The organism is Pseudomonas sp. S37 (assembly GCF_016658545.1).
Lineage (GTDB): Bacteria > Pseudomonadota > Gammaproteobacteria > Pseudomonadales > Pseudomonadaceae > Aquipseudomonas.
Window position 1 is genome coordinate 30087 of the sequence record NZ_JACVZC010000021.1, and the last position, 24480, is coordinate 54566.

Consider the following 24480-nt stretch of genomic DNA (forward strand, 5'->3'; position numbering starts at 1 on the left):
GTTTTGTTTTACTGCGCGGCTGTCAGTGCGAGACGCGGCTGGTACCGTCAACGGTCATGATGCGCACACGCTCGCCAACGCGGAAGATTTCGTTCTCCTGCACAGCCTGCACATAGGCACGCATGCTGCCGTCATCTTCACGCACGGTGATTTCGACGCCTTGGGTGCGGGTCAGGCCTTCTTCAGCAGCGGAACCGGCCAGGCCACCGGCCACGGCACCGATTACCGCGGCAACGATGCTGCCACGGCCACCACCCACGGCACTACCGGCAACGCCACCGACGATGGCGCCAGCACCACCGCCGATCGGGGTCTTGGTACCCTCGATCTTGACCGGACGCAGGGATTCGATGGTGCCCATACGTACGGTTTGCACGCGGCGGGCCTCATCACGGGAGTAGCTGTCACCGGTCAGGCTTGAGGCGCAGCCCCCCAGCAGCAGCGACATGGTGGTAAAGGTTGCCACCAGCAAAGCGGATTTACGCATGGGTAAAGTCTCCATAAGTCAGGTGCTCATTAGACGCTGCACATTGACGGCTGTCACGGTACAAACGTAATAAAATTGTTTTCATTCAGCCGGGGTACAGCCAGTGCAGCTGTGCCATGGCGCTTCAATTGAGACCAAGGATAGCCATGGATTACTTCATCGTCGTGGTTACAACCATTGCGGGGCTTTATTTCCACGGGTGGTTGTATGTGCGCATGCGCCGCTGGATGGACCGTGACCTGGCATTGTCACTGGCGGGGGCTGACCCGGGGAAGCGCGACTTTATGTTGAAGAGGTTGGAGCAGGCGCGGGTGGAGAAGGTGAAGCGCAAGGAACTGGCGGGGTGGTTGGAGCGGGAGGCGGCGGGGTATTCGGGGTAACCTTGAAGATTGCCGGGGCCGCTTTGCGGCCCTATCGCGACGCAAGGCCGCTCCTACATGGACCGCGCCCCAGCTTGCAATCGGCAAATCCATACCCATTTACAGCGGTCTACCCGCTTCAGGATCTACCCATGGAACCCAACCGCTTCGGCGACATCGCCGCCTTCGTCAGCGCCGCGAAGGCCGGCAGCTTTACCGCAGCCGCCGCCAGCCTGGGCCTGACCCGTTCGGCGGTTGGCAAGAGCATTGCCCGCCTGGAAGCGCGCATGGCCGTGCGCCTGCTCAACCGCACCACGCGCAAGCTGAGCCTGACCGACGAGGGCCTGGTGGCGTTCGAGCGCTGGCGGCAGATTCTGGACGACCTCGACGAGGTCGAAAGCACCATGGCCCAGCGCCGCGGCAAACCCACCGGCACCCTGCGCCTGACGGCGCCGCTGTCACTGGGCCAGCGCCATGTGTTGCCCATTCTGGACCAGTACCTCAAGCAATGGCCCGAATTGCGCGCCGACATCCGCTTCACCGACCGCTTTGTCGACCTGGTCGAGGAGGGCGTCGACGTTGCTGTGCGCATCGGAGCGCCCAAGGAGGATTCACAGCTGCTGACCCGCACCGTGGCCTGGCAGCAGTTCGTCACCTGTGCTTCACCCGCGTACCTCGCGGCGCGTGGCATGCCGCAGGTGCCCGGTGACCTCTACGGCCACGACAAGATCGCCTTCCTCGCCGGCGAAAAAGCCATGCCCTGGCGCTTTCACACCGAAGCCGGCCTGCACCTGTGCGAAGACCCCGGGCGGCTGAATATCGACAGTTCCGAGGCCATGCTGGACGGTGCCCGGGCCGGCTTCGGGCTGATCCACCTGCCCACCTACATCACCGGCGAGGACCTGCGCGCTGGCACCCTGGTGGAAGTGCTGCAAGCCTACCGGCCACCGGCAGACCCGATTCGTATCGTGTACCCAAGCAAGCGCCACCTTTCTCCGCGGGTACGCGGCTTCATCGACCTGCTGGTGGCCAGCTGGGAGGCGGGCGTGCCCTGGGAATCCTGATTGGGGACTGTCAGGCCCCTATGCCGGGCCTGTAACCGGGTTTATCACTGGCGGCGCAGCAGGGAAACTGGCAGCCACTGATAATCCCTCTGGAGACCCCATGACTGCACTGTCCGTACTGGATCTGGTCATGATCGGCGAAGGCAAGACCTTTGCCGATGCGATCGAAGAATCCCGCCAACTGGCGCGGCATGTCGAGCAACAGCACTACAGCCGCTACTGGATCGCCGAACACCACGACATGCCGGGCATTGGCTCGGCGGCCACGTCGCTGGTAATCAACGAAGTGGCCAATGCCACCCGGCACATTCGCGTCGGTGCTGGCGGGATCATGCTGCCCAACCACGCACCGCTGGTGGTTGCCGAGCAGTTTGGCACCCTCGACACCCTGCACCCGGGCCGTATCGACCTCGGCCTTGGGCGCGCGCCAGGCACCTCCGGGCCCACCGTGCGTGCCCTGCGCGGCGCCGCGCCGGAGCGTGACTTCAGCCAGGACATCGCCGAACTGCGTGATTACCTGGCCGACAATGGCAAGCGCCGGGTGCGGGTTGTGCCAGGCAAGCACGAGGTGCCGGTGTGGATCCTCGGCTCCAGCCTGTTCGGCGCCGACCTGGCAGCCAAGCTCGGCCTGCCGTATGCGTTCGCCTCGCACTTTGCCCCCCGTTACCTGCTGCAGGCGATTGCCCATTACCGTGCCAACTTCCAGCCTTCGGCTCAACTGGCCAAACCCTATGTAATGGTCGGCATGAACCTGTTCGCTGCCGCCAGCGATGCCGAGGCGGATTACCTAGCCAGCTCCCATCGCAAGTGGATGCTCGACCTGCATGTCGGGCGCTTTGGCTTGTTGCCCAAGCCGCAGGAAGGCTATGTGGAAAGCTTGCCTGAGCATGAGCGCGCGGTGCTTGAGCAGGTGATGGCCTGCACCGTGGCCGGTGGGCCTGAGCGGGTAAGGGAAGGGCTGCGCTCGCTGATCGAGCAAACCGGGGCGGATGAGTTGATGATCGACTGCCGCATGCATGACCCGCTGGCGCGGCAGCGGTCGCATGCCTATGCAGCGCAGGCCCTGGCTGATCTGCTGTAGTGCCAGCGTTGTGGGCGGCGGGCATGCCTACTGGGAGAAATGCCAGTGGCCAATTTGCTCCCTATCGCCCACTCTATAACGTGCAGAGGCCATGTCGGTTGACATGGCCACTTCAACGCATCTAACAGCATTCGAGGATTCAGAGCATGTCCAACAGACAAACCGGTACAGTCAAATGGTTCAACGATGAGAAGGGGTTCGGCTTCATCACCCCGGATGGCGGTGGCGACGACCTTTTCGTTCACTTCAAAGCCATTGAGTCGGACGGTTTCAAGTCGCTGAAAGAGGGCCAGAAGGTCTCTTTCGTTGCTGAAAAAGGGCAAAAGGGCATGCAGGCTGCACAGGTGCGCCCCGAGTAACCGCGCTACGCGTGTGCAGCCGACCTTGGGTTGGTTGCACACGCCAGCGAGAAAACGGAGCCACTTGCGGCTCCGTTTCAATCAAGCCTGCTTGAGGAACGGATAATCCGTGTACCCCTCAGGCCCGTTGGCATAATCGAACTGTGCCCGGTGCTCATTCAGCGGCGCCTGCAGCCGCAGCCGCTCGACCAGGTCCGGGTTGGCAATGTAGCTGCGCCCGAACGCCACGGCATCGATCAAGCCTCGCCCGATCAGGTCTTCGCCTTTCTCGGCGGTGTACGCACCGGCAGCAATGATCACCCCCGGGTAGGCTGCGCGGATTGCCTCACGGAACTCGTCGCGCAGGGGCTTGCCGCCGGCCCAGTCCGGCTCGGACAGGTGCAGGTAGGCCAGGTTGCGCTTGGCCAGTTCGCGGATCAGGTACAGGCCTGCGGCTTCCTGGTCTTCGCCATTGTCCACCCCATTGAAACCACCCAGCGGGAACACCCGGATACCGACGCGTTCGGCGCTCCAGCTGGCAATCGCCGCATCAACCGCTTCCAGCACGATGCGCGCACGGTTCTCGACGCTGCCGCCGTAGCGGTCGTCACGCTGGTTGGCGCTCGGGGTCAGGAACTGGTGCAGCAGGTAACCGTGGGCGGCGTGCAGTTCGATAAAGTCGAAGCCGGCTTCACGGGCGTTGACTGCCGCCTGGCCGAAGTCGGCGACGATCCCGGCGATTTCCGCTTCGCTCAATGCACGCGGTGCCGAGGTTTCGACCCGCATCAGGTTGCCTTGCTCGTCACGCAGGGTAGTACGCGCGCCGGCTGGCAGTGCCGAAGGCGCCACGGGTGCTTCGCCGCCAGGTTGCAGTGAGGTATGCGACACCCGCCCGGTGTGCCACACCTGCACGGCGCTGTGGCCGCCGTCAGCGTGGATGCCTTCGTTGATCTGCTTCCAGGCTGCTATCTGTTCGGCGCTGTGTATGCCCGGCGAGCCCGAGTAGCCCTTGGCCTGGAAGGAGATCTGCGTGGCTTCGGTAATGATCAGCCCGGCGCTGGCGCGTTGGCGGTAGTACTCGGCCATCAGTGGGGTGGGGATGTCACCCGGCTCCAGGCTGCGCAGGCGGGTGAGGGGCGCCATCAGCACACGGTTGGGCAGGGTGAGGGGGCCGATTTGCAGCGGTTGTAGCAGTTTCATCGCAGCTCCAGAGGTGGAAAACCAATGGGGCGCACGATACCGGGATGATTGGGGAAAGGGGGGACCGGGAGCCCGGCGTTGGGCTCCCCAATGGCTGTGGCTGATATTTGTGTGCTGCCTGTTGCGGCCTATTCGCGGGTGAACCCGCTCCTACAACGGTCGCCCTGTCACATAATGCGCCACATCATTGAACCCCGGCGTCGACGCATGCCCCGGCGTCACCAGCGAATCGATGAACGCTTCATCCTCCGCCGTGACCTTCACCGTCAGCGCACCGCCATAGGTATCCCACTGTTCCTCGGTCCGTGGCCCCACAATCGCCGAACTGACCAGCGGGTTGTTCAGCACCCAGGCAATGGCAAACTCGACAATGCCCACCCCCTTGGCCTCGACATACGCCTGGATCTGCCGGGCGATGGCCAGCGACTCCTGGCGCCATTCCACTTCCATGATGCGCTTGTCCTGGCGCCCGGCGCGGCTGCCCGCATCCGGCACCGCACCGGGTGCGTACTTGCCACTGAGTACGCCACGTGCCAATGGGCTGAACGGCACCACACCCAGGCCATGGGCGGCAGCGGCAGTCAGTTGCTCGGGTTCGGCCTGGCGGTTGACGATGTTGTACAACGGCTGGCTGACGACCGGCTTGGGCACACCGAGGCGCTCGGCAACATGGCAGACCTCGGCAATACGCCAGCCGCGGAAGTTGGACACCCCCCAGTAGCGGATCTTGCCCTGGCGCAGCAGGTCGCCAATGGCCTGCACGGTCTCTTCCAGTGGCACCTGGTGGTCTTCACGGTGCAGGTAGTAGACGTCGAGGTAATCCATATGCATGCGGGTCAACGTGGCTTCCAGGCCGTTGAAAATGTGCTTTCGCGACAACCCGCTGCGGTTGGGCAGGCCATCAGCCGGGCCGAAGCCGACCTTGCTGGCGACGATCCAGTCCTGACGATGGCGGGCCACCGCCTCCCCGACGATTTCTTCCGAACGCCCGGCGTTGTACACGTCGGCAGTGTCGATGAAGTTGATGCCCTGGTCCCAGGCCTTGTCGATGATGCGCAGGGCGTCTTCGGTGCTGGTCTGCTCGCCGAACATCATGCTGCCCAGCGTAAGGGCGGAAACCTGCAGGCCACTGTGGCCGAGGGGGCGGTAGATCATGCGCGTGGGTCCTCGTCGTTCGACTGATTCAGCTGTTTTACACGCAACGAGAAGGCATTGAAAGGCTGGGTGCGACTTGCTGCCTTCCTGGTAATTCTGTCAGTAGGCCAAGCGTGGGCATCCCTATATTGTTTGCCATGGCTTGCTTTTTTAAGGGAGGGCACCCATGAGTAACAAGCGCAAAGCTTACCTAGACGACAATCTGGTGGTGCAAACTGGCGCCAACAAACCTCGAGCTTACACCGCCTACGGTTATGGCCCAGACATGACCGGGGAGACCGTGTCAGGGTTTAACGGGCAGCTACTCGATCGGGTGACGCGAGGCTATCACCTAGGGCAGGGCAAGCGACTCTATAGCCCTGCGCTGGGCAGATTTCTCAGTCCAGACCCGCTGAGCCCTTGGGATAGTGGCGGGATGAATGGTTACATGTACTGCGTTGGTGATCCTGCCAACTTCATTGACCCGTCTGGATTAAGCCGAATTTGGTACAAGCCTTCTCCTCCGGCCTACAGCCCACGACGCCGCTTCTCTGAACCCTCCAACATGCCGTACTACAGGAAAGCGGTCACCCGCAGCGACAGCCTGCCAAAAGCGTGGAAGGATCGGGAAACATTACCTACATTTCACGAGTCGCGCCATCTTGATCCAGATCGTGTTGATGCTGTGCGATATTCATCAAATACACAACGCAACAAAGTACTACCTACTTATGCCCAAGCGACAGATCCCGAGGGGCTGGCCAAGTACCGGTTCAAGGACGATTTTTCGGGAACGGGACATTTGCAGAGTAGGCAACTTATCGATTCCGATGTTGAACAAAGCCGACTCGGCATTATGCTCAGGTCAGTTGACACATTCAGGAAAAGTACCTTGGGGACTTTCTTGCAAACCGCAGCAGGTGCAGCAATTATCATTACGGCGCTGTATTTTGCTGCCGAGGAACTTAAAAAAGTCAGGCAATGATGATGCCAGGCAGCAGGCATCCGCATCCCTGATGCCGGCGCTCAGTTTGTCTCGCACTGCTTGTAATGGGGAGAAGGTCTCATCCAATCAGCGTGAGTGCTTCCCCGATATTCATAGGGCGCTTCATGCGCTGCGACAACGCTGCCATGGCATCGGAATAGCCCTTGGCAATCACCGCCTCGACCTGCTCATCTACACACTGCAGGGCAATGAAATCACCTTTCTCCGGCTTGCCGACGAACTCGATCCTGTTCCAGTCCCGCGCGTGTCCCAACACCTCGTAGGTGCGCCCATGCTGGTAGGTCCAGAAGAACGGCACGTCAGCATAACGGCGCTGCTCACCCAGCATGTTGGCGGCGGCAATCACCCCGTGCTGCTGAGCCAGGCGCCAGTGTTCGATGCGTACCGGGCGACCCGTGAGCGGGAAGGTGGCGATATCGCCCGCCGCCCACAGGCCATCGGCAGCGCGCATTTCGGCGTCGACCCGCACCGACTTGTCCTCGCCCAGCGGCACGCCCTGAAGGAACGCCGTGGCCGGTTTTACCCCTGTACCTAGCAAGACCAACGGCGTTTGCAGGCGCTCGCCGCTGGCCAGCAGCACGGCTTCGACCTTGTCCTGGCCCACAATCCGCTCCACCTCGGTGGGGCCATGAAAGGTGACGCCTTTGCGTTCATGCAGCTCGCGGATGCTGCGGCCGATGCGTTCACCCAGTTGCCGCACCAGCGGGACTTGGTGGCGTGTGACAAGATGGACCTGTGCGCCGTACTTGCGCAATGCCGAGGCGGCCTCCAGGCCAATGAAACCATCACCCACGATGACCACCGGTTGGCCAGCTTCGGCGGCATCGAGAATCTGGGCAGCATCCTCGCGCGAACGCAGGGTAAACACCCCAGGCAGGTCGACGCCGGGCAGTTCCGGGCGCAGCGCTTTGCCGCCGGTGGCCAGCAGGCAGGCGTCGTACTGGATCTGCTCGCCGTCGGCGAGGGTGAGTTGGCGCTTCTGGCTGTTCAAGCTGCGGACCTTGCCGTGTTTACGCTCCAGGTGGCCTTTGCGCAGCGCATCGGCTTCGAGCAGCGCAGGGACTTCGTCGGGCACCATCTGCCCGGCGATCACGAATTTGCTCAGCGAGGTGCGGTCGTAGGCTGGCTGGCGTTCCTGGTCGATCCACACCAGCCTGCCGGCGAAGCCGTGGTTGAGCAGGGTGGCGACGGCAGCGCTACCCGCAGCACCGGCACCGACGACCACAAAACAGCGGGCATCGCTGTGCCTGGGCGGCTCGATTGCCGGCAGAGGCTGGTCGTCGACCCACACTTCATCACCCTTGACCCAGGCCTTGTAACGGCGCAGGTCTGCCAGTGCCGGAGGTTCGCAGACCACGCCGTCATCAATGGCGAACGCGGCTTTGTGCCAGGGGCAGACCAGCAGGCCGGCGCAGACCACCCCTTCGTCCAGCGGGGCGCCTGCATGGGGGCAGTTGCCCTGGTAGGCATATACCTGGTCGCCCTGGCGGACGAGGATGAGTTCTTCGTTGCCGGCCTGGACGCGCAAAGGGCGGTGTTCGTCGAGTTGGGCCAGGCGGGCTACGGCGTGCTGGGTCATGGGGCTTCTCCAAAGGGGGCCTTTGGAACCATTTGACGCCTGGGGTGGGGAAGGGGTGCGTTGGGCTGACGACCGGTGGAACATGTGGGTTTTGCAGCGGCCTGAGCGGGCCTCTTCGCGGGTGAACCCGCTCCTACAGGGGACACCACAATGTTCTGGCATGTGGCGACCCTGTGGGAGCGGGTTTACCCGCGAATGGTCTTAATTGGCCCGAGCAGAACTCAACGCACCCGCACGGGTTACACGCAAGGCCACCAGGCTACCGACCACGATCAGCGCCGCCAGCGAGTACAGCGCGGCATCGGTGGAACCGGTCTGGTCCTTGATGAAGCCGACCAGGTACGGGCTGAGGAAGCCGGCCATCTGCCCCACCGAGTTGATGATCGCCAGGCCCGCCACGGCGGCACTGGCACTGAGCAGTGCCGTCGGCATCGGCCAGAACATCGGCAAGCCGGTGAGGGCGCCCATGGTGGCGATCGACAGGCCAAGGATGGCGATGGCCGGGTTGCCCGAGAAGTTCACGGCGATCAGCAGGCCGATAGCGCCCATCAGCATCGGCACTACAAGGTGCCAGCGGCGCTCGTTGCGCAGGTCGGCGGAACGCCCGCAGAGGATCATGAAGACGCCGGCCAGCAGGTACGGAATGGCGCTGAGCCAGCCGATCAGCAGTGGGTTGTCGAAGCCCATGCCCTTGATGATCGACGGCAGCCAGAAGTTGATGGCGTACACGCCGCTCTGGATGCAGAAGTAGACGAAGCCGAAGGTCCAGATCAGCGGGTTGGTCAGCACCGCCAGTACGCTATCGCCGGTGGTGTTGGGCTTGCTGGCGGCGTCGGCCTCCAGGTCGGCTGCAATCAGCTGGCGCTCGGCCGGGCTCAGCCAGGCGGCTTTCTGGTAGCCGTCACTGAGCAGGAACACCGCCAGGATACCCAGTGCCACGGTCGGCAGGCCCTGGATCAGGAACATCCACTGCCAGCCGGCCAGGCCATGCTGGCCAGTGGCGAAGTGTTCGAGGATCCAGCCGGAGAATGGCCCACCCAGCAGGCCGGACACCGGAATGGCCGACATGAACAGCGCCATGATGCGCCCGCGGCGGGCCGCCGGGAACCAGCGCGAGAGGTACAGCACCACACCCGGGAAGAAGCCGGCTTCGGCGGCGCCGGTGAGCAGGCGCAGGGTGTAGAACTCGGTGGGGGTGGTGACGAACAGCAGGCAGGTGGACAAACTGCCCCAGGCAATCATCATCAGCGCAATCCAGCGCCGCGGGCCGAAGCGGTTGAGCGCCAGGTTGCTCGGCAGGCCGCACAATACGTAGCCGATGAAGAAGATGCCGGCGCCAAGGCCGTACACCGTTTCGCTGAATTTCAGGGCGTCGAGCATCTGCAGCTTGGCAAAGCCGACGTTGACGCGGTCCAGGTAGTTGAACAGGTAGCAGATGAAAATGAACGGAATCAGCCGCAGGGTGATGCGCCGGTACAGCGCGTTGCGGGTGGTGTCCGTGCCTTGGTCAGGGGCGGGGCTGTGTGCCATGATCGGGTTCTCTGTTGTTATGGTTGTCGCCGCGTCGCCTGTTCCGGCGCTCGCCCTGACGAGTCTCGGGGACTGCGGCGTGCCTGTCTTTGTGCTTTTGCACAGCACTTGGCCCGGGCTGCTGTGCCCGGGCCCAAAAAGCCTGACACCTATTGGGATTACGCAATGTTCGAACTCGACCATGACCTGGCACAGGATATCGTTGACCGGGCAATGGCCATTTTGCCGTGCAACGTCAATGTCATGGACAGCCAGGGCCTGATCCTCGGCAGTGGCGAGCCGGAACGCATCAATACTCGCCACGAGGGCGCGCAGCTGGTATTGGCCAACGGCCGCATCGTCGAGCTGGACGTGGATGCAGCGAAATGCCTGAAGGGCGTGCAGCCGGGGGTGAACCTGCCGTTGATGCTCGATGGCCGGCTGATGGGCGTGCTCGGCCTGACCGGCGACCCGCAGCAGGTGCGCACGTACGGCGAACTGGTGCGCATGACCGCCGAAATGCTGCTGGCCCAGCGCCATTTACAGGCTGACCAGCAATGGCGGCGGCAGCGCTGTGACGACTTGCTGGCCCTGTTGCTGGGCGGCAGCGGCGATTCTCCGCGTTTGCTTGATGAAGCCCGGCAATTGGGCCTGAAACCCCAGCTACCGCGGGTGCCGTGCCTGTTCGAACTGGCCTGCGGGCCCGCCGCCGAAGCACTGGCGGCATGGTTGACCAGCCGTTACCCGGACAGCTGGTGCGTCAGCCCTGCGCGGCAGTCGCTGCTGTGGTGTCGCCCGGCGGGTGCCGTGCTGGATGAGGCGCGCCTGCTGGAGCGCTTGCAACGGCACGGCTGGGAAGTGGAGCGGCTGGCCCTGGGCAGCCCTGCGCAGAGCCTGGAGCAGCTGCGCCGGGGTTACCGCCGGGTACGTGACTTGTTGGCCTATGGCCGCGAAGTACTGCCGGGTGAACGCCTGCTAAGCCTGCAACGCTACCGGCTGCCGGCACTGCTGTGGCGCCACCGCAACGATGACGCGCTGGACGAACTGCTAGAGCCGTTGCATCGCATACGTGCCAAAGACAGCAGCGGCCAGTTGCTGACCACCCTGCGTGCCTGGTGCGCGCATGACGGCCAGAGCCAGGCCTGTGCCGATGCCTTGGGCATCCACCGCAACAGCCTGCGCTATCGCCTGGAGCGGGTTGCCGAGCTGGGCGAGGTTGACCCGCTGCGCATGGAAGGGATGCTGAGCCTGTACCTGGGGTTGCAGCTACTTCCAGCTGATTGAAGCCTGTTGCGGTCGTTGTAGGAGCGGCCTTGTGTCGCGATCGGGCCGCAAGGCGGCCCCAGCAATTCCAGCGGCGGAGCTGAAAACCTGGGGCCGCTGTGCGGCCCGATCGCGACACAAGGCCGCTCCTACAACAAACCGCATGCCTTAGCGGGCTTTTACGGTCATCTCGCCCTGCCCCTCGCCCACCGCCTGCAGGTTCGGCCGGTACATCGACTCGACCTGCGGCGGCGGCACGCGGTAAGTGCCCGGCGTCACCGCCCGCGCCAGGTACAGCAGGTGTGTGGTGCCGTAGCCGTCGAGCTTGAGCGCGGCGACATAACGGTCATCACGGTATTCCTGGTGCACCACACTGGCATTCTGCATCGACTCGCGCCACTCCTTCACCGCACTGCTGGCGTTGTCCAGGCTGGCTGCACTTTGCGCCAGGTTCTGGTTTTCCAGCTCCAGGCCCGCCGGCAGCAAGTCCACCACCAGTGCATCCGGCACGCGGTCTTCGGCCTTGAGCGCCAGGTGCACCAGCACCAGGTCGCCACTGCGCAGGTTGTGCAGGTCCAGCGCCTGGCCGTTCATGCCCAGGTACTCGCGGCGAATCTGCATGCCATTGCCACCGGCTGCCGGCGCCTGGCGCGGGTAACCGGACAGGGTCAGCTGCTGGTAGAGCGTCTCGCTACCTTCGTTCTGCACACTCAGCGGTGAGGCCAGCAACGGGCCTTCCAGCTTCATGCCAGACTCGGAATTGTCGAACTCACGCACTTCGCCAGCACTGTCCAGGCGGGCTTGCCACTTGCCTTCCGGCTTGCCCAGCAGGCCACGGCCGGCGAGGAACAAGGCGTTACGCTCCTGGGTCGACAACCAGCGGTTGGCCGCCAGTTCATCCGACAAGGCGAACAGGCGCTGGTCGACCTGGTTGCTGGCCAGGTTGCTTTCCTGCAACAACGCCAGGATCAGCGCCTGGTCACGCAGGGCGCTGCCGTAGTCGGCCATCCAGCCTTTGCCACGGCTGATGCCCAGGCCCGCCTGCAAGGCTTGCTCGGCTCGCGGCTTGTCGCCCATCTTGTCCAGTGCCACCGCCAGTTGCACCAGCGGCAAGCCGGAGCGGGCGTCGGCGCGGCGGTCGAACAAGCCCCGCAGGGCGCCCAGCGGCGCCTGCTGGCTGCGCGACAGCACCAAGGCGGCATAAGCCTGCACGGCAAAGCGCGTGTGGTCGGCGTTTTCGCTGTAGTCGACTTCGATCAGGTTGCGCTCTTGCAGGTAACGCAACAGGCGCTCGCTGGCCTTCTTCAGCGCTTCGGCCGGCACGCCATAACCCTGTTCGCGGGCACGCAGCAGGAAGTCGGTGACGTAGGCGGTCAACCAGTACTCTTCTTCGCTGTCCGAACTCCACAAGCCAAAGCTGCCGTTGTAGCGCTGCATGCCCAGCAAGTGCTCGATGCCCATTTCGATTTTGCGCTTGCGCACGTCCGCCGGCTCACCCTTGATGCCCAGGCGCTTGAGGCTGTCGGCATCGGCGTACAGCGACGGGTACAGGCCGCTGGTGGTCTGCTCCAGGCAACCGTAAGGGTAGGCTTCGAGGGCGCGAATCTGCTCGGCCAGGTTCAGTGGTGGCCGGCTCGACAAGGCCAGGCTGGCTTCCAGGCCGGCGGGTTCGAAGGCGGCCAGGTCTGCTTCGGGCAGGGTCCACGGCTGGTCCTTCAAGGCCACACGGTAGTGCTTGAGCATTGCCGGGTAGGCTGGGCGCACGCCCAGTGTCCACTCCCGCTCGAACGCGGTGGTCGGCTCATCAGGCAGTTGCAGGCCAGTAACCCGTACATGCACCTTGCCCTGCCCCAGGCCACCCTGGGCCTGCACCGGGATCATCAGCGTCGAGCGCTGGCCTTCAGCCAGGGCAACGGCCTGCATGGCATTGGCGGCCAGGCTCAGTTGCCCTTCGGTAGTGATTTCAACATTCAGTTGCTGGGCCCGGCCCGACAGGTTGGCCAGGTCCAGCGCCAGGCTGGTACGGTCGCCACCCGCCAGGAAGCGCGGCGCCGACAGCTCGGCAATCAGCGGCGCGGCCACCACGGTCTTGCCTTCGGCCATGCCGAAGTGCTCCTCGGTCCAGGCCTGGGCCATCAGCCGCAGTTCGCCATTGAAGTCCGGGATATCGACCGTCACCTGGCCCTCGCCCTTGTCATCCAGGGTTACCGGCAGGCTCTGCTGGGCAACGATGGTCACCGTGGTGTTGGGGCGTTTGCCGCCCTTGGCCATGGCCGCGTCACCACCAAACGCCAGGCTGGCCAGGCGGCCTTGCCCGGCTTCTATCAACTGGCCGTAGATGTCCAGCTGGTCGGCGCCGTAGGCCTTGCGCCCGAACAGGCTGGCGAACGGGTCGGGGGTCTTGAAATCGGTGATGTTGAGGATGCCCACGTCCACGGCCGACAACAGCACATGCACCTGCCTGGGCACGCTGCCATCGGCATTGGCGGCTTTCACCTTCACGGTCAGCGGCTGTTTCGGGCGCATCTTCTCGGGTGCTTGCAGGCTTACGGCCAGCTTGCGCTCGGCACGGTCCAGCGGCAGGTGCAGCACACCTACCGAACGCTTGGGCGTGGCGTTGGCCTTGCGCTCACCAGGGCGGATCACCAGCGCACTGATGTACAGGTCGTGGCGCGCCCAGGCCTTGTCCAACTGCACGTCGAAGGTCTTGCCCTCGGCTGGCACGTCGATCTCCTGCCACCACAGCGGGCCATCGCTGGACTCGATCATCAGGTAGCCGCTACCGGCGGCAGGCGGGGTAACGGTAACCTTGGCCGTGGCGCCGTCGGCATAGGACGGTTTGTCCAGCGCCAGCTTGACCTGGTCCGGGCGCACCGCGCCGCCTTCGGCGTTGTCCTGGGCGCGGTAACCGGCCCAGAATCGCTCGCTGGACACCAGCCCGGTTTGCGGGTCTTCCACTTCGACGCGGTATGGGCCCCACTCCACCTGGAAGCTCAGTTTGGCGGTAGAGCCGGCCTTGACGCTGACAGTCTCTTCGCTCTGGGTCAGGAACTTCTCGTTGTAGGCGTAGCTCCAGCCGTCGCTCTGCGAGTAGTTCCAGTAATAGTCGCGGCGCTCGCGCACCAGCCGTACCTTGAGGTCGTTGGCGGCCAGTTTATTGCCGTCGCGGTCGGCGACCAGGAACTCGAATTCCACGGGGCCGTCACTATCGGTTTCCTCGCCATCGAACAGGCCGCGCAGGCCCGGCAGGCGCTCGGCTGGCCAGATCGGTTGTTCCAGGCGCCGGGTAATGGGTCGGCCACCGGACTCCTGCAGGCTGGCCTGCACGGTCAGTTGCAGCGGCGAGCGGGCTTCGGCCCAACGGCTTTCGATATCGACCACAGCCTTGCCGGCCTGGTCGAGGGTGACTTCGTCCAGCTCCAGGTCCTGGTTCAGTTCGGTTTCAGTGACCGAGCCAAACTGGTAGCCCGGCAACGCCGGCACGGCCTCTCGCAGCGGGCGCACATAAGCCTGGCCGCTCAGGCGGTTGCCGGCAGCCGGGGCACCATACAGGTAACGGCCATTGACCTGGATGCGTGCATCTTCATCCGGCGCCAGCGGCTTGCTGCTGCCCTTCAGCTCCAGCGCCAGGCGCTCGGGCAAGAAGTCTTCGACGAGGAATTCATAAACCTGCTTGCGCCCGCCGCCGAGGTCAAGCAACAGCTGCCAGCGACCGGTCGGGGCTTCGGTGGCCAACTGCAGCTGATACTGGTACAGGCCATTGGCATCGGCTTCCCAGACAAACTTGCGGCTGACCTGCTCATCCGGGCGGCGCACTTCCACGCTCACCGGCTGGGCCTTGACCGGTTTGCCGTCCTGGTCACGCAGCAGGCCATTGAGCAGCACGGTCTCACCAGGGCGATACAGGTCGCGCGGGCCGAAGATGAAAAACTGCAACGGGTTGGCCTGGGGCCCGGTGATGTCGAACTCGGCCAGGTCGAGCGCCGCGGTGTTCAGCCGCAACAGCGTGGTATGCACGCCCTGGGTGGCGATCAGGGTGTCGGCCTTGGGCGTGATCGGCAGTTGGGCGTGGCCCTTGCCATCGGTTGTGCCCTGGGCCAGCAGCTTGCCCTTGTCGTCATGGATTTCCAGGTTGACGCCGTTCATCGCCTTGCCGCCTTCCAGCGCCTGGGCAAACACGTCGAGGCGGTCGCGGTAGCGGTGGGCAGACACACCGATGTCGCTGAGGGTGAACAGGGTTGCCGGCTGCGAATAGTCGTAGGTGCCAGAGGCACGCATGACCGCCAGGTACACGCCAGGCTCCTGCAGCGGCTTGATGCCGGCAATCGGCAGCAGCACAGTCTCGCGCGTGTTGCGCGCAGGGTTCAGGTCGAAGCGGCCGCTGTAGACCAGCTCTGCCATGTCCAGGGTTTCTTTGGACTGGTAGTAGTACAGGCTGCTGTTGCGCCCCCAGCTGGCCAGGAAGCTCGAGAGCATGTCCGGCTTGACCCGGAAGAACTCGACATCGACCTTGTCGACGTTCAGGGCAATCACCGGCAGGCCTTCGGCCAGGCGCGTGGGCAGCAGCGAACCACGGCTGGCGAAGCCGATGGTCGGCTGCATGTCGCGGGTTTCCAGGCGGGTGATCGACTCGCTGTCGAGTTGCTTGCCGTTGACTGCCAGCAGGCCCTTGTCGACAGTCAGCACCAGCTTGCGCTGCGGTTCCAGGTGGCGCAGGCGCAGCTCCATCTGGTTGTCGGAGAGTTCCCAGGCGCCGTCGAGCTTGCCTTTGACAGTGTCGACCAGGTGCACCTTGCTGGCGAAGTCCTGTTTGGCATCCAGCGGTGCGGAAAAGCTGATCGACAGAGTCGCGGCGCCGTCGAGCTGCACTTCGGAGACGTCGAGTAAAGTCAGCTCGCGGCCCTCGTAGCGCTTGCCGAGCACGGCAGGGTCTTCGCGTTTGGCAGCGGGCGTCTCGGCGGGCGCGGTGGCTGCCGGCTTCTCGGCCGGCGCCGGTTTATCCGGCGTGGAAGAGTCACAGGCACTGAGCAAGGCCAGCGCGCAGGCCAGCAACAATCCTTTGTTGAACATGGAGTAGGAACTCTTTGGCAGCGGGTACTTGAGGGCAGCAACTATAGCTGGCTGAGACCATGTTCGCGCGATTTGGTTGCCTGGCCGTTACACTGTGGCCATTCAGAATAGCCGGGGGCGCTTTGCGCCCCTTTCGCGACACAAGGCCGCTCCCACAAAAGGCCCGCGTACGCCGATCAATGTGGGAGCGGCCTTGTGTCGCGATTGGGCTGCGCAGCAGCCCCAGATTCCCAAGGACCCCAATGACTGCACTGACCGCCGACTGGCGCCACCGCCCCACCCACCACAAGGTCTGGGCCCTGGCCGCGCCGATGATCCTGTCCAACATCTCCGTGCCCTTGGTAGCCCTTGTCGACAGCACTGTCATCGGCCACCTGCCCCACGCCCATCAACTGGGCGCCGTGGCCGTGGGCGCCACCTTGTTCACCTTCATGGTCGGCCTGATGGGCTTCCTGCGCATGGGTTCCACCGGTTTCGCCGCCCAGGCCGCCGGCCGCGGCGACGGTGCGGCGTTGCGTCAGGTGCTGGTACAAGGGCTGCTGCTGGCAGTTGGCTTCGCCCTGCTGATCGGCCTGTTGGCCATTCCCTTCAGCCAGCTGGCGCTGCACGCGATGCAACCCAGTGCCGCCCTGCAGCAATCCACCGAAAACTTCTTCCATACCCGCCTGCTTGGCCTGCCGGCGGCATTGGCCAGCTACGCACTGGTCGGCTGGTTCCTCGGCACGCAGAATGCCCGGGCGCCACTGGCGATCCTGCTGACCACCAACCTGCTGAACATCGTGCTGAACCTGTGGTTCGTGCTGGGCCTGGACTGGGGTGTGCTGGGTTCGGCACGGGCATCGGTGATTGCCGAGTGGAGTGCCGCCCTGCTCGGCTTGGCCCTGACCCGCCCCGCCCTACGCGCCTACCCGGGGCAAGTCGTGTGGGCGGCGCTCAAGCGCTGGCAAGCCTGGCGGCCACTGCTTGCGGTGAACCGCGATATCTTCCTGCGCAGCCTGGCGCTGCAGCTGGTGTTCCTGCTGATTACCGTGCAAGGCGCCCGCCTGGGCGAAGCCACGGTGGCGGCCAACGCCCTGCTGCTCAATGGCCTGCTGCTGACTGCCTATGCACTGGATGGACTGGCGCATGCGGTGGAGGCGTTGTGCGGCCATGCCATCGGTGCCCGCGACCGCGATACCTTGCGCCGTTCACTGGTGGTGGCCTGTGGTTGGTCGCTGATTACCAGCGTGGGGTTTGCCGGGTTGTTCCTGCTGGGTGGGCACCTGTTCATCGACTTGCAGACTGATATTGACAGTGTGCGGGCGGCGGCTTACCCGTACTTGCCGTACCTGGCGTTGCTGCCGTTGATTGCAGTATGGAGTTACTTGCTGGATGGGTTGTTCATTGGCGCTACGCGGGCGCGGGAGATGCGGAATGCGATGCTGGTTTCGGTGCTGATTGCGCTGCCGGTGGCGGTGGCCATGAGCGGGTTTGGCAACCATGGGTTGTGGTTGGCGTTTCTCGGGTTCATGGGGTTGCGGGCGGTGACGTTGGGGTGGGTGGGGTGGCGGTTGCAGCAGAGAGGTCTGTGGGTTGGCTGATTGGGGCCGCTTTGCGGCCCATCGCGACGCAAGGTCGCTCCTACATCGATCGGCGTATGCAGGTCTGTGTAGGAGCGGCCTTGTGTCGCGAAATGAGGGCAAAGCCCTCACCTGCGATCTCACAACCAAACACAATCCCAATGTGGATACTCGCCAGCCCGCTGCACCAGTCCAGCCCGAATGGGGTTGGCGATGATGTAGCGGGCTGCGGCCCTGACATCCTCTTCCTTGCGCAACGCCCGGTCATAAAAGCCAGGCTGCCAGATGCGCTTTCGCTCGGCACCATTTCGATAAAGCGCACAGCTGCTTCGCGACTTGAAGGCACACATGAGTTTGTCCAGGCTGGTCGGCCCAAGCTCGATCAGCCAAGGCAGGTGGTCTGGCATCAAGACCCAGGCAAGAGAGCGACAATTCCCTTCTTGTTCACTCAGGCACAATTGATGGATGGCCGCTCGTGCAAACCAGAGATTCTGGAACAGGGGTAGGCGCTGGCGGGTAATAGTGGTTAGCAGGTAGAGCCTGCCTGGCTCTGAATAGCGCCCTTGGCGCAAGCTGTGATTGCCATGACGATCCATGTCGACTTCCTTTGAACATTGCATTCGCAGGATAGGTGTCGTGACGAGAGGTGGCGTGAGTGGATCATTACCGGGTATGACGTGGTGAGGGCTGCGCCCTCAGATCGCGACGCAAGGCCGCTCCTACAAGGGAATCGCGTACGGCAAATATTGCTCGTACACCTGTAGAAGCGGCCTTGGCAATTACGACGACAAGTACGAAGACCGGGTCAACCCAAGCCGCAAGGCATCCAGATATTGCGTCCGCTCACGCGCAGTAATCTTGGCGCTGGCGACCTTGTCACGGTAATGGGTCATCAACTCCTCCGGCGACAGGTGCACGTAGCGCAGCATGTCTTCGATGGTGTCGTGGGTCTCGATGCCGGCGTGGTACACGCTGCCATCGGCGTTCTGGTAGATGTTCACCGAGTCGGTGTCACCGAACAGGTTGTGCATGTCGCCGAGGATTTCCTGGTAGGCACCGACCAGGAACACGCCCAGCAGGTAGTCCTCGCCTTCCTTCACCGCATGCACCGGCATGCTGGTCTCGATGCTCTGCTCGTCGACGTACTGGTTGATCTTGCCGTCGGAGTCGCAGGTCAGGTCCTGCAGTACCGCGCGACGCATCGGTTCTTCGTCCAGGCGGTGCAGCGGAATGATCGGCAGTACCTGGCCGATGGCCCAGGTGTCCGGCAGGCTCTGGAACACCGAGAAATTGCAGATGTACTTGTCGGCCAACTTGTCGTTCAGCTCGTCCAGCACCTGGCGGTGCGAGCGCTGGCGCGCCTTCAGCGAGTTGTGCAGGCGGCGGCACACGGCAAAATAGCATTGCTCGGCCAGGGCTTTCTCGCCCAGGGTGAGCTTGCCATCGGCATACTGCGCGGCCACGTCACCCATGTAGTGGGTGGCCCGCCAGTAGGTCTCGGTGACCATTTCGATGTCGGTCGGGCCGAGCAGGTCGACCAGCCACTGCACGGTCTCGGGCAGGGCTTCCTTGTTCTCGATGGTCGGCACGTCGTCGTTGTGCCTTTCGACGTCGGTCACCTGGATCACCAGCATGGCGTGGTGCGCGGTCAGCGAGCGGCCGCTCTCGGAGAAAATGTGAGGGTGCGGCAGGCCCTGCGCATCGCAGAACTCCTTGAGCATGCCCACCACCACGCCGGCGTAGTCGTCCATGTCGTAGTTGATCGAGCTGGCATTGCGCGAGTGGGTACCGTCGTAGTCCACGCCCAGGCCGCCACCCACGTCGATATGGTCAACCGGCAGGCCCAGCGCACGCAGCTCGCCATAGTAGCGGATGGCTTCCTTGAAGCCGTGCTGGTAGTCGGCCAGGTTGGCGATCTGCGAGCCCATGTGGAAGTGCAGCAGGCGAATGCCCTGGTCCAGGCCGGCATCGCGGAAACGCTGCACCACGGAAAGCAGCTGGGCGGCAGACAAGCCGAACTTGGACTTCTCGCCACCGGTGTCGGCCCATTTGCTCGACGCCAGCGACGACAGACGCACGCGCAGGCCAACCTGCGGCTTCACCTTCAGCTCGGCGGCCTCTTCGATCACCAGGGCCACTTCCGACTCTTTCTCGATGACGATGAACACGTTGTGGCCGAGCTTCTGGCCCATCAGCGCCAGGCGAATGAACTCGCGGTCCTTGTAGCCGTTGCAGACGATGGTGCCGCCCTTAGGGGCCAGCGCCAGCACGGCCAGCAGTTCTGGCTTGGAACCGGCTTCCAGGCCGATCGACACGTTCTGCGTGGCGATGATGTTTTCCACCACCGCTTCCTGCTGGTTGACCTTGATCGGGTACAGCGCGGTGTACTGGCTCTGGTACTCCAGGCGCGCAATGTTGGCGTCGAAAGCGCCGGTCAGCTGGCGTACGCGGTCCTGCAGAATGTCGGGGAAGCGCACCAGCAAGGGCAGCGACAGGCCGCTCTGGCGCAGTTCGTCAACCTGCTCGTACAGGTCGATCGGCGCGCTGTCGGGGCCGTTGGGGCGCACTTCGACGCGCCCGGCTTCATTGATGGCGAAATAACCAGCGCCCCAATGGCGGATGCCATAAACACTGCGGCTGTCGGCCACGGTCCATTGGCTACCATCGTCTTTGCGTGTGCGTCGTACGGACATTCAAGTCCCCTATAGATAAGTCGAAGACACTGCCCCGCAAGGAGGCGGGCGCAGTGTAAAAGCCAAAAATGACGATTCGTCCGTGCCCAGCGAATAGACCCTGGTCACGGCAACGAGTTTAGAAAGCACTGGGCAAAAAAGCGCGCGGGGGAATCAGCCGCCGGACTTTTTCGCCTTGAAGCCCTGCTTGATCAGCTCGGCGATCAGCAGCTCGACATGGTCGCCCTGGATTTCGATGACCCCATCCTTCAGCGCGCCGCCGGTACCGCAACGGCGCTTGAGGGTGGTGGCCAGCTCCTTGAGCTGGTCGAGCGGCAGCGGCACGCCGGTGACAGTCGTCACGGTCTTGCCGCCCCGGCCTTTGCTTTCACGGCGCACACGGGCAATGCCATCGCCTTCGGGGATGACCTGCTGCTTGCAGGTACAGGCATCCACCGGCTGGCCACAGTCGGGGCAGTGCCGACCGGCGTCGGTGGAGTAAACGAGACCGCCAAGGGCGGCGAAGGAAGAAGCTTTCTTGGCCACTTTTGTTCCTCGGTGCTGAGGACAAAAACTGGTCGTGCCTTGGGGTAGAGGCCGACCGCGAAGCCCCACTCTGGCAGGGGCGGCGCTACTGCTGCAAGAAATGCGGCAGCCCGAAAAGGGCGCGCAGTGTAACGATAAATCCGGCGGTTGCTAAGTACCGGATTGCGGCATTTTACGAATGATTTGCGACCCTTCGCGGGTAAACCCGCTCCCACAGGTGCTGCGCCCCCCTGAGCACTGCCCAGATCCTGTGGGAGCGGGTTCACCCGCGAAAGGGCCGGCACAGGCAAAGCAACTATTTCAGGCTGGCCTTATACCGCTGCAAAGCCGCCAGCGAATCCGGGCAATACGGTTTCGTCAGGCTTTCTTCCTCAGCCTGCGCCAGGCCAATGAACCGCGCCTCGATCACCTCTTCCGGCTGCAACCGCAGCGGCGCATCCGACACCGCCGAATACACCGCACACCACAAGTGGTTATCCGGCTGGTCAAAGTAGAACCGCTCATGAAAGCGCAACTCGGCGCCTTCAATCCCCAGCTCCTCGGCCAGTTCACGCGCGGCCGATTCGGCATACGCCTCCCCCGCCGCGACCATGCCGCCCGCCGCCACATCCCAGTACCCTGGGTACAGCGCCTTGCTCAAGGTCCGCCGGTGCACGCACAACTCACCGGCACTGTTGAACAGCAGGATGAACGTGCAACGGCCGATCAGGCCGCGCTCACGCAGCTCGGCCCGGGGCAAGGCACCCAGCACCTGGTCGGCATCGTCTACCCAGGTAACCAGTTCACGGTCGGAAGCCGCCCGGTGGGCGGCCTCGTTCTGGCTGATAGCCATCATCAACCCTGCGACAGCAACTGACGCAGGTCGATGACCGCAGCGTTGGCCCGGGAAATGTAGTTGGCCATGACCAGCGAGTGGTTGGCCCACATGCCAAAGCCGCTGCCGTTCAGCACCATTGGGCTCCACAGCGGTTCTTGCGAGGCTTCCAGTTCACGGATGATCTGGCGCACGCTGACCGTGGCGTTCTTCTTCGCCAGCACGTCGGCAAAGTCCACCTCGATGGCGCGCAGCAGGTGCGACAGCGCCCAGGCCTGGCCACGGGCTTCGTAGAATACGTTGTCGATCTGCAGCCATGGGGTTTCCACCAGCTCTTCGTCCACCTGCGGCGCCTGGCCGGCAACCACCGACTCGGTCTTCAGCGTGGTGTTGAGCTTGACCCGGCCAACGCTGGCCGACAGGCGCTGCGACAGCGAGCCCAGGCGAGTGGCAACGTCACCCAGCCAGTTGTTCAGGTTGTCGGCGCGGGTATAGAAGATAGCGCCTTTGTCACCGGCTGCCAGACGGGTCTGGTAGCGGGTCAGCGACTTGATGCCCTCTTCGAACTCCGATTCGCTCGATGGCAGGATCCAGCTCTTGTTGTCGAAGTTGAAGCGCGGCTCGGCCTTGGCCAGGTCGGCGTCTTCGGTGGACTGCGACTGCGAGCGGGCAAAGTCCTTGCGCAAGGCACGGGACAAGTCACGCACCTGCACCAGCACGCCGTATTCCCAGCTTGGCATGTTGTCCATCCACAACCCTGGCGGGAAGCGGTCGTTGGAAATATAGCCACCTGGCTTGTTCAGCAGGGTGCCGGCCACGGTCTTGAGGGTTTCGATGGTGGTGTAGCCCACAACCATCTGCTGGCCATTGTGCTCGGCGGCAGCCTGGGCGTTCTGCTGCACCGGGAACAGCGCAGGCTCCTGGCTCCAGTACCAGCCCAGGCCGATACACACCAGCAGGTACAACCCGATCAGGGTCCCCAGGGCACGGCTCCAAAGGCCGCCAAGGTAGCTACGGGCGGCAGCACCGCGGCCATCGACACGCTCGCGGGGCTCGGCTTTGGCCTCGCGGTTTTTCCAGTCCAGCATGGCTTTTGTCCTTAATCAGTCACGACGGTTCAGGGGCTTGGACCACAGGCCTGCGCCAGGGTGCCACGGCAAGCCCGCGTGGCAGCACTATAAAGCAGACACTGCCTTGCGCATAAGCGACCATTCAGTCAGTAACTGAATATTCGTTCTGAACGGATTGTTGATACAGGGCACTCGTGCATTGGAAAAGAGCTGCTAGCATAGAGCCATCATTGCCCCTGCATATCCCAACCTATAAGTAGCCAGGACATGAGCCAAGCCGTCGAGCCAAGCCCGCAGTGCCCCGACCCGCACCTGTCGCGTAGCGGCCTGCGCAAGGACGACCCACTGGATCAGGTACTGCTACCCCTGCGCAAGCCGGTGTACATCCTGCTGCAGGACCACGGCCGGGCCCAGCGCCTGGCCCAGCAACTGGAGTTCTTTGGCCTCGTTGTGCAGGCGCTGCCCAGTGCTGCTGCCTTTCTTGCTTCGATCAGCGAATACCCGCCCTCGGCCATCATCATGGATGTCGACTTCACCGGCATCGGCCAGGGCCTGTTGCTGGCCGACCAGGTGCAACGAGGCCTGGCGCAGTGCATTCCGCTGCTGTTCTTCAGCCACCACGAAGCCGACACCCCGACCCGGCTGGCCGCCGTGCGCGCCGGCGGGCAGGACTTTCTGACCGGCAGCCTGGAAGCTTCCAGCCTGCTGGAAAAGGTCGAACGGCTGACCAACGCCGCCCAGCACGACCCTTTGCGCGTGCTGATCATCGACGATTCGCGCACCCAGGCGCTGCACACCGAACGCGTACTGGTCAGCGCCGGCATGGTCACCCGCAGCCTGACCGACCCGATCCGCACCATGGCCGAGCTGGCTGATTTCCAGCCCGACCTGATCATCCTCGACCTGTACATGCCGGCCTGCACCGGCCCGGAACTGGCCAAGGTGATCCGCCACAGTGACCGCTATGTGAGCGTACCGATCATTTACCTGTCCGCCGAAGACGACCTGGACAAGCAACTGGATGCCATGAGCGAAGGCGGTGATGACTTCCTGACCAAGCCGTTTCGCTCACGCCACCTGATCACCACCGTACGCAACCGCGCCGCCCGCGCCCGCCACCTTAAGGCACGCATGGTGCGCGACAGCCTGACCGGGCTGTACAACCACACGCACATCCTGCAATTGCTGGAAGACTGCAGCTTCCGCGCCCGCCGTGAGCAGCAGCCGTTGAGCTTTGCCATGCTCGACATCGACCATTTCAAGAAGATCAACGACCGCCACGGCCACCCCATGGGCGACCGGGTGATCAAGAGCCTGGCGCTGTTTCTCAAGCAGCGTTTGCGCAAGACCGACTTCATTGGCCGCTATGGCGGCGAAGAGTTCGCAATCGTCATGCCCAATACCGCGCTGGAGGCAGCGCACAAGGTGCTGGACGACATTCGCCGACGCTTTGCCGAGATTCTCTACCCGGCGCAACCGCGGGATTTGCAGTGCACCTTCAGTGCCGGGGTGGTGCAGCTGGATGACGGGCTGGATGCGCTGACCATGGCCAGTGCGGCGGATGAGGCGCTGTACCGGGCCAAGCATGCGGGGCGCAATTGTGTGGTGCGCGTAGAGCCCTGAGGTTTGCATTGCCAGTACCGGCCTCTTCGCGGGTAAACCCGCTCCCACAGGTTCTCCACCAGGGTTGATGGCTGTGCAATCTCTGTGGGAGCGGGTTCACCCGCGA

General features: G+C 63.6%; 19 protein-coding genes. 8 read left to right on the forward strand and 11 right to left on the reverse strand.

Annotated features, from left to right (window positions below; all coding sequences use genetic code 11):
• Window positions 1–22: 22 nt before the first annotated feature.
• Window positions 23–487 carry a glycine zipper 2TM domain-containing protein gene (locus tag IAE39_RS09985; protein WP_197889101.1) on the reverse strand — a complete coding sequence of 155 codons (465 nt, stop codon included), beginning with the start codon at window positions 485–487 and terminating at the stop codon, window positions 23–25.
• A 146-nt stretch (window positions 488–633) separates the two neighbouring features.
• On the opposite strand from IAE39_RS09985, the gene IAE39_RS09990 reads away from it, so the two are divergent.
• The 4 genes from IAE39_RS09990 to IAE39_RS10005 all read left to right on the forward strand — a co-directional run bounded on the left by IAE39_RS09990 (window position 634) and on the right by IAE39_RS10005 (window position 3350).
• On the forward strand, window positions 634–867 hold the full coding sequence (locus IAE39_RS09990) for a hypothetical protein (RefSeq protein WP_201201778.1): 234 nt from the start codon (window positions 634–636) through the stop codon (window positions 865–867).
• Between the two features lie 131 nt (window positions 868–998).
• Window positions 999–1910 (forward strand): LysR family transcriptional regulator, encoded by a 912-nt coding sequence (locus IAE39_RS09995; protein ID WP_201201781.1) that lies wholly within the window; start codon window positions 999–1001, stop codon window positions 1908–1910.
• 100 nt (window positions 1911–2010) lie between these two features.
• Window positions 2011–2991 (forward strand): LLM class flavin-dependent oxidoreductase, encoded by a 981-nt coding sequence (locus IAE39_RS10000; protein WP_201201783.1) that lies wholly within the window; start codon window positions 2011–2013, stop codon window positions 2989–2991.
• Window positions 2992–3137: 146 nt separating this feature from the next.
• Window positions 3138–3350, forward strand: coding sequence for a cold-shock protein (locus tag IAE39_RS10005; RefSeq protein ID WP_201201784.1), 213 nt, complete (start codon window positions 3138–3140; stop codon window positions 3348–3350).
• A gap of 81 nt (window positions 3351–3431) precedes the next feature.
• On the opposite strand, the gene IAE39_RS10010 is transcribed toward IAE39_RS10005, so the two are convergent.
• Together IAE39_RS10010 and IAE39_RS10015 are read right to left on the reverse strand one after the other, a co-directional pair.
• Window positions 3432–4529, reverse strand: coding sequence for an alkene reductase (locus IAE39_RS10010; protein ID WP_201201785.1), 1098 nt, complete (start codon window positions 4527–4529; stop codon window positions 3432–3434).
• A gap of 150 nt (window positions 4530–4679) precedes the next feature.
• Window positions 4680–5684 (reverse strand): aldo/keto reductase, encoded by a 1005-nt coding sequence (locus IAE39_RS10015; protein ID WP_201201786.1) that lies wholly within the window; start codon window positions 5682–5684, stop codon window positions 4680–4682.
• Between the two features lie 166 nt (window positions 5685–5850).
• Here IAE39_RS10015 and IAE39_RS10020 point away from each other — a divergent pair, with 166 nt between their 5' ends.
• Window positions 5851–6648 (forward strand): RHS repeat-associated core domain-containing protein, encoded by a 798-nt coding sequence (locus IAE39_RS10020; RefSeq protein ID WP_201201787.1) that lies wholly within the window; start codon window positions 5851–5853, stop codon window positions 6646–6648.
• 79 nt (window positions 6649–6727) lie between these two features.
• On the opposite strand, the gene IAE39_RS10025 is transcribed toward IAE39_RS10020, so the two are convergent.
• Both IAE39_RS10025 and IAE39_RS10030 read right to left on the reverse strand, forming a co-directional pair.
• Entirely contained in the window at window positions 6728–8248 is a 1521-nt protein-coding gene (locus IAE39_RS10025) for an FAD-dependent oxidoreductase (RefSeq protein WP_201201788.1), read from the reverse strand.
• Between the two features lie 201 nt (window positions 8249–8449).
• The gene (locus IAE39_RS10030) at window positions 8450–9778 is read right to left on the reverse strand and encodes an MFS transporter (protein WP_201201790.1); all 1329 of its coding nucleotides are present in this window, start codon (window positions 9776–9778) and stop codon (window positions 8450–8452) included.
• A 165-nt stretch (window positions 9779–9943) separates the two neighbouring features.
• On the opposite strand from IAE39_RS10030, the gene IAE39_RS10035 reads away from it, so the two are divergent.
• Complete coding sequence (locus IAE39_RS10035; protein ID WP_201201792.1) at window positions 9944–11041, forward strand: sugar diacid recognition domain-containing protein; 1098 nt, start codon at window positions 9944–9946, stop codon at window positions 11039–11041.
• A gap of 147 nt (window positions 11042–11188) precedes the next feature.
• Here IAE39_RS10035 and IAE39_RS10040 read toward each other — a convergent pair whose 3' ends face one another.
• Window positions 11189–16090 carry an alpha-2-macroglobulin family protein gene (locus tag IAE39_RS10040; protein WP_201201794.1) on the reverse strand — a complete coding sequence of 1634 codons (4902 nt, stop codon included), beginning with the start codon at window positions 16088–16090 and terminating at the stop codon, window positions 11189–11191.
• Window positions 16091–16332: 242 nt separating this feature from the next.
• Between IAE39_RS10040 and IAE39_RS10045 the strand changes: the two genes are divergently transcribed.
• A complete protein-coding gene (locus tag IAE39_RS10045; RefSeq protein WP_201201797.1) occupies window positions 16333–17670 on the forward strand; it encodes an MATE family efflux transporter in 1338 nt (445 codons plus the stop codon).
• A 119-nt stretch (window positions 17671–17789) separates the two neighbouring features.
• On the opposite strand, the gene IAE39_RS10050 is transcribed toward IAE39_RS10045, so the two are convergent.
• From IAE39_RS10050 to IAE39_RS10070, 5 genes are all read right to left on the reverse strand, one after another.
• Window positions 17790–18245 (reverse strand): REP-associated tyrosine transposase, encoded by a 456-nt coding sequence (locus IAE39_RS10050; protein ID WP_201201805.1) that lies wholly within the window; start codon window positions 18243–18245, stop codon window positions 17790–17792.
• 183 nt (window positions 18246–18428) lie between these two features.
• The gene (gene speA / locus IAE39_RS10055; protein WP_201201814.1) at window positions 18429–20342 is read right to left on the reverse strand and encodes an arginine decarboxylase; all 1914 of its coding nucleotides are present in this window, start codon (window positions 20340–20342) and stop codon (window positions 18429–18431) included.
• A gap of 153 nt (window positions 20343–20495) precedes the next feature.
• Window positions 20496–20867, reverse strand: coding sequence for a translation initiation factor Sui1 (locus IAE39_RS10060; RefSeq protein ID WP_027920822.1), 372 nt, complete (start codon window positions 20865–20867; stop codon window positions 20496–20498).
• Between the two features lie 295 nt (window positions 20868–21162).
• Complete coding sequence (locus tag IAE39_RS10065; protein ID WP_201201816.1) at window positions 21163–21699, reverse strand: NUDIX hydrolase; 537 nt, start codon at window positions 21697–21699, stop codon at window positions 21163–21165.
• Window positions 21700–21701: 2 nt separating this feature from the next.
• Entirely contained in the window at window positions 21702–22769 is a 1068-nt protein-coding gene (locus IAE39_RS10070) for a DUF2333 family protein (protein WP_201201818.1), read from the reverse strand.
• Between the two features lie 249 nt (window positions 22770–23018).
• On the opposite strand from IAE39_RS10070, the gene IAE39_RS10075 reads away from it, so the two are divergent.
• Window positions 23019–24374 (forward strand): GGDEF domain-containing protein, encoded by a 1356-nt coding sequence (locus tag IAE39_RS10075; RefSeq protein WP_201201820.1) that lies wholly within the window; start codon window positions 23019–23021, stop codon window positions 24372–24374.
• Window positions 24375–24480: the final 106 nt, after the last annotated feature.

Excerpts from the sequence above, each read along its gene's own strand:
- IAE39_RS09985 (WP_197889101.1), bottom strand. The coding sequence starts at position 487 with ATGCGTAAATCCGCTTTGCTGGTGGCAACCTTTACCACCATGTCGCTG.
- IAE39_RS09990 (WP_201201778.1), top strand. The coding sequence starts at position 634 with ATGGATTACTTCATCGTCGTGGTTACAACCATTGCGGGGCTTTATTTC.
- IAE39_RS09995 (WP_201201781.1), top strand. The coding sequence starts at position 999 with ATGGAACCCAACCGCTTCGGCGACATCGCCGCCTTCGTCAGCGCCGCG.
- IAE39_RS10000 (WP_201201783.1), top strand. The coding sequence starts at position 2,011 with ATGACTGCACTGTCCGTACTGGATCTGGTCATGATCGGCGAAGGCAAG.
- IAE39_RS10005 (WP_201201784.1), top strand. The coding sequence starts at position 3,138 with ATGTCCAACAGACAAACCGGTACAGTCAAATGGTTCAACGATGAGAAG.
- IAE39_RS10010 (WP_201201785.1), bottom strand. The coding sequence starts at position 4,529 with ATGAAACTGCTACAACCGCTGCAAATCGGCCCCCTCACCCTGCCCAAC.
- IAE39_RS10015 (WP_201201786.1), bottom strand. The coding sequence starts at position 5,684 with ATGATCTACCGCCCCCTCGGCCACAGTGGCCTGCAGGTTTCCGCCCTT.
- IAE39_RS10020 (WP_201201787.1), top strand. The coding sequence starts at position 5,851 with ATGAGTAACAAGCGCAAAGCTTACCTAGACGACAATCTGGTGGTGCAA.
- IAE39_RS10025 (WP_201201788.1), bottom strand. The coding sequence starts at position 8,248 with ATGACCCAGCACGCCGTAGCCCGCCTGGCCCAACTCGACGAACACCGC.
- IAE39_RS10030 (WP_201201790.1), bottom strand. The coding sequence starts at position 9,778 with ATGGCACACAGCCCCGCCCCTGACCAAGGCACGGACACCACCCGCAAC.
- IAE39_RS10035 (WP_201201792.1), top strand. The coding sequence starts at position 9,944 with ATGTTCGAACTCGACCATGACCTGGCACAGGATATCGTTGACCGGGCA.
- IAE39_RS10040 (WP_201201794.1), bottom strand. The coding sequence starts at position 16,090 with ATGTTCAACAAAGGATTGTTGCTGGCCTGCGCGCTGGCCTTGCTCAGT.
- IAE39_RS10045 (WP_201201797.1), top strand. The coding sequence starts at position 16,333 with ATGACTGCACTGACCGCCGACTGGCGCCACCGCCCCACCCACCACAAG.
- IAE39_RS10050 (WP_201201805.1), bottom strand. The coding sequence starts at position 18,245 with ATGGATCGTCATGGCAATCACAGCTTGCGCCAAGGGCGCTATTCAGAG.
- speA (WP_201201814.1), bottom strand. The coding sequence starts at position 20,342 with ATGTCCGTACGACGCACACGCAAAGACGATGGTAGCCAATGGACCGTG.
- IAE39_RS10065 (WP_201201816.1), bottom strand. The coding sequence starts at position 21,699 with ATGGCTATCAGCCAGAACGAGGCCGCCCACCGGGCGGCTTCCGACCGT.
- IAE39_RS10070 (WP_201201818.1), bottom strand. The coding sequence starts at position 22,769 with ATGCTGGACTGGAAAAACCGCGAGGCCAAAGCCGAGCCCCGCGAGCGT.
- IAE39_RS10075 (WP_201201820.1), top strand. The coding sequence starts at position 23,019 with ATGAGCCAAGCCGTCGAGCCAAGCCCGCAGTGCCCCGACCCGCACCTG.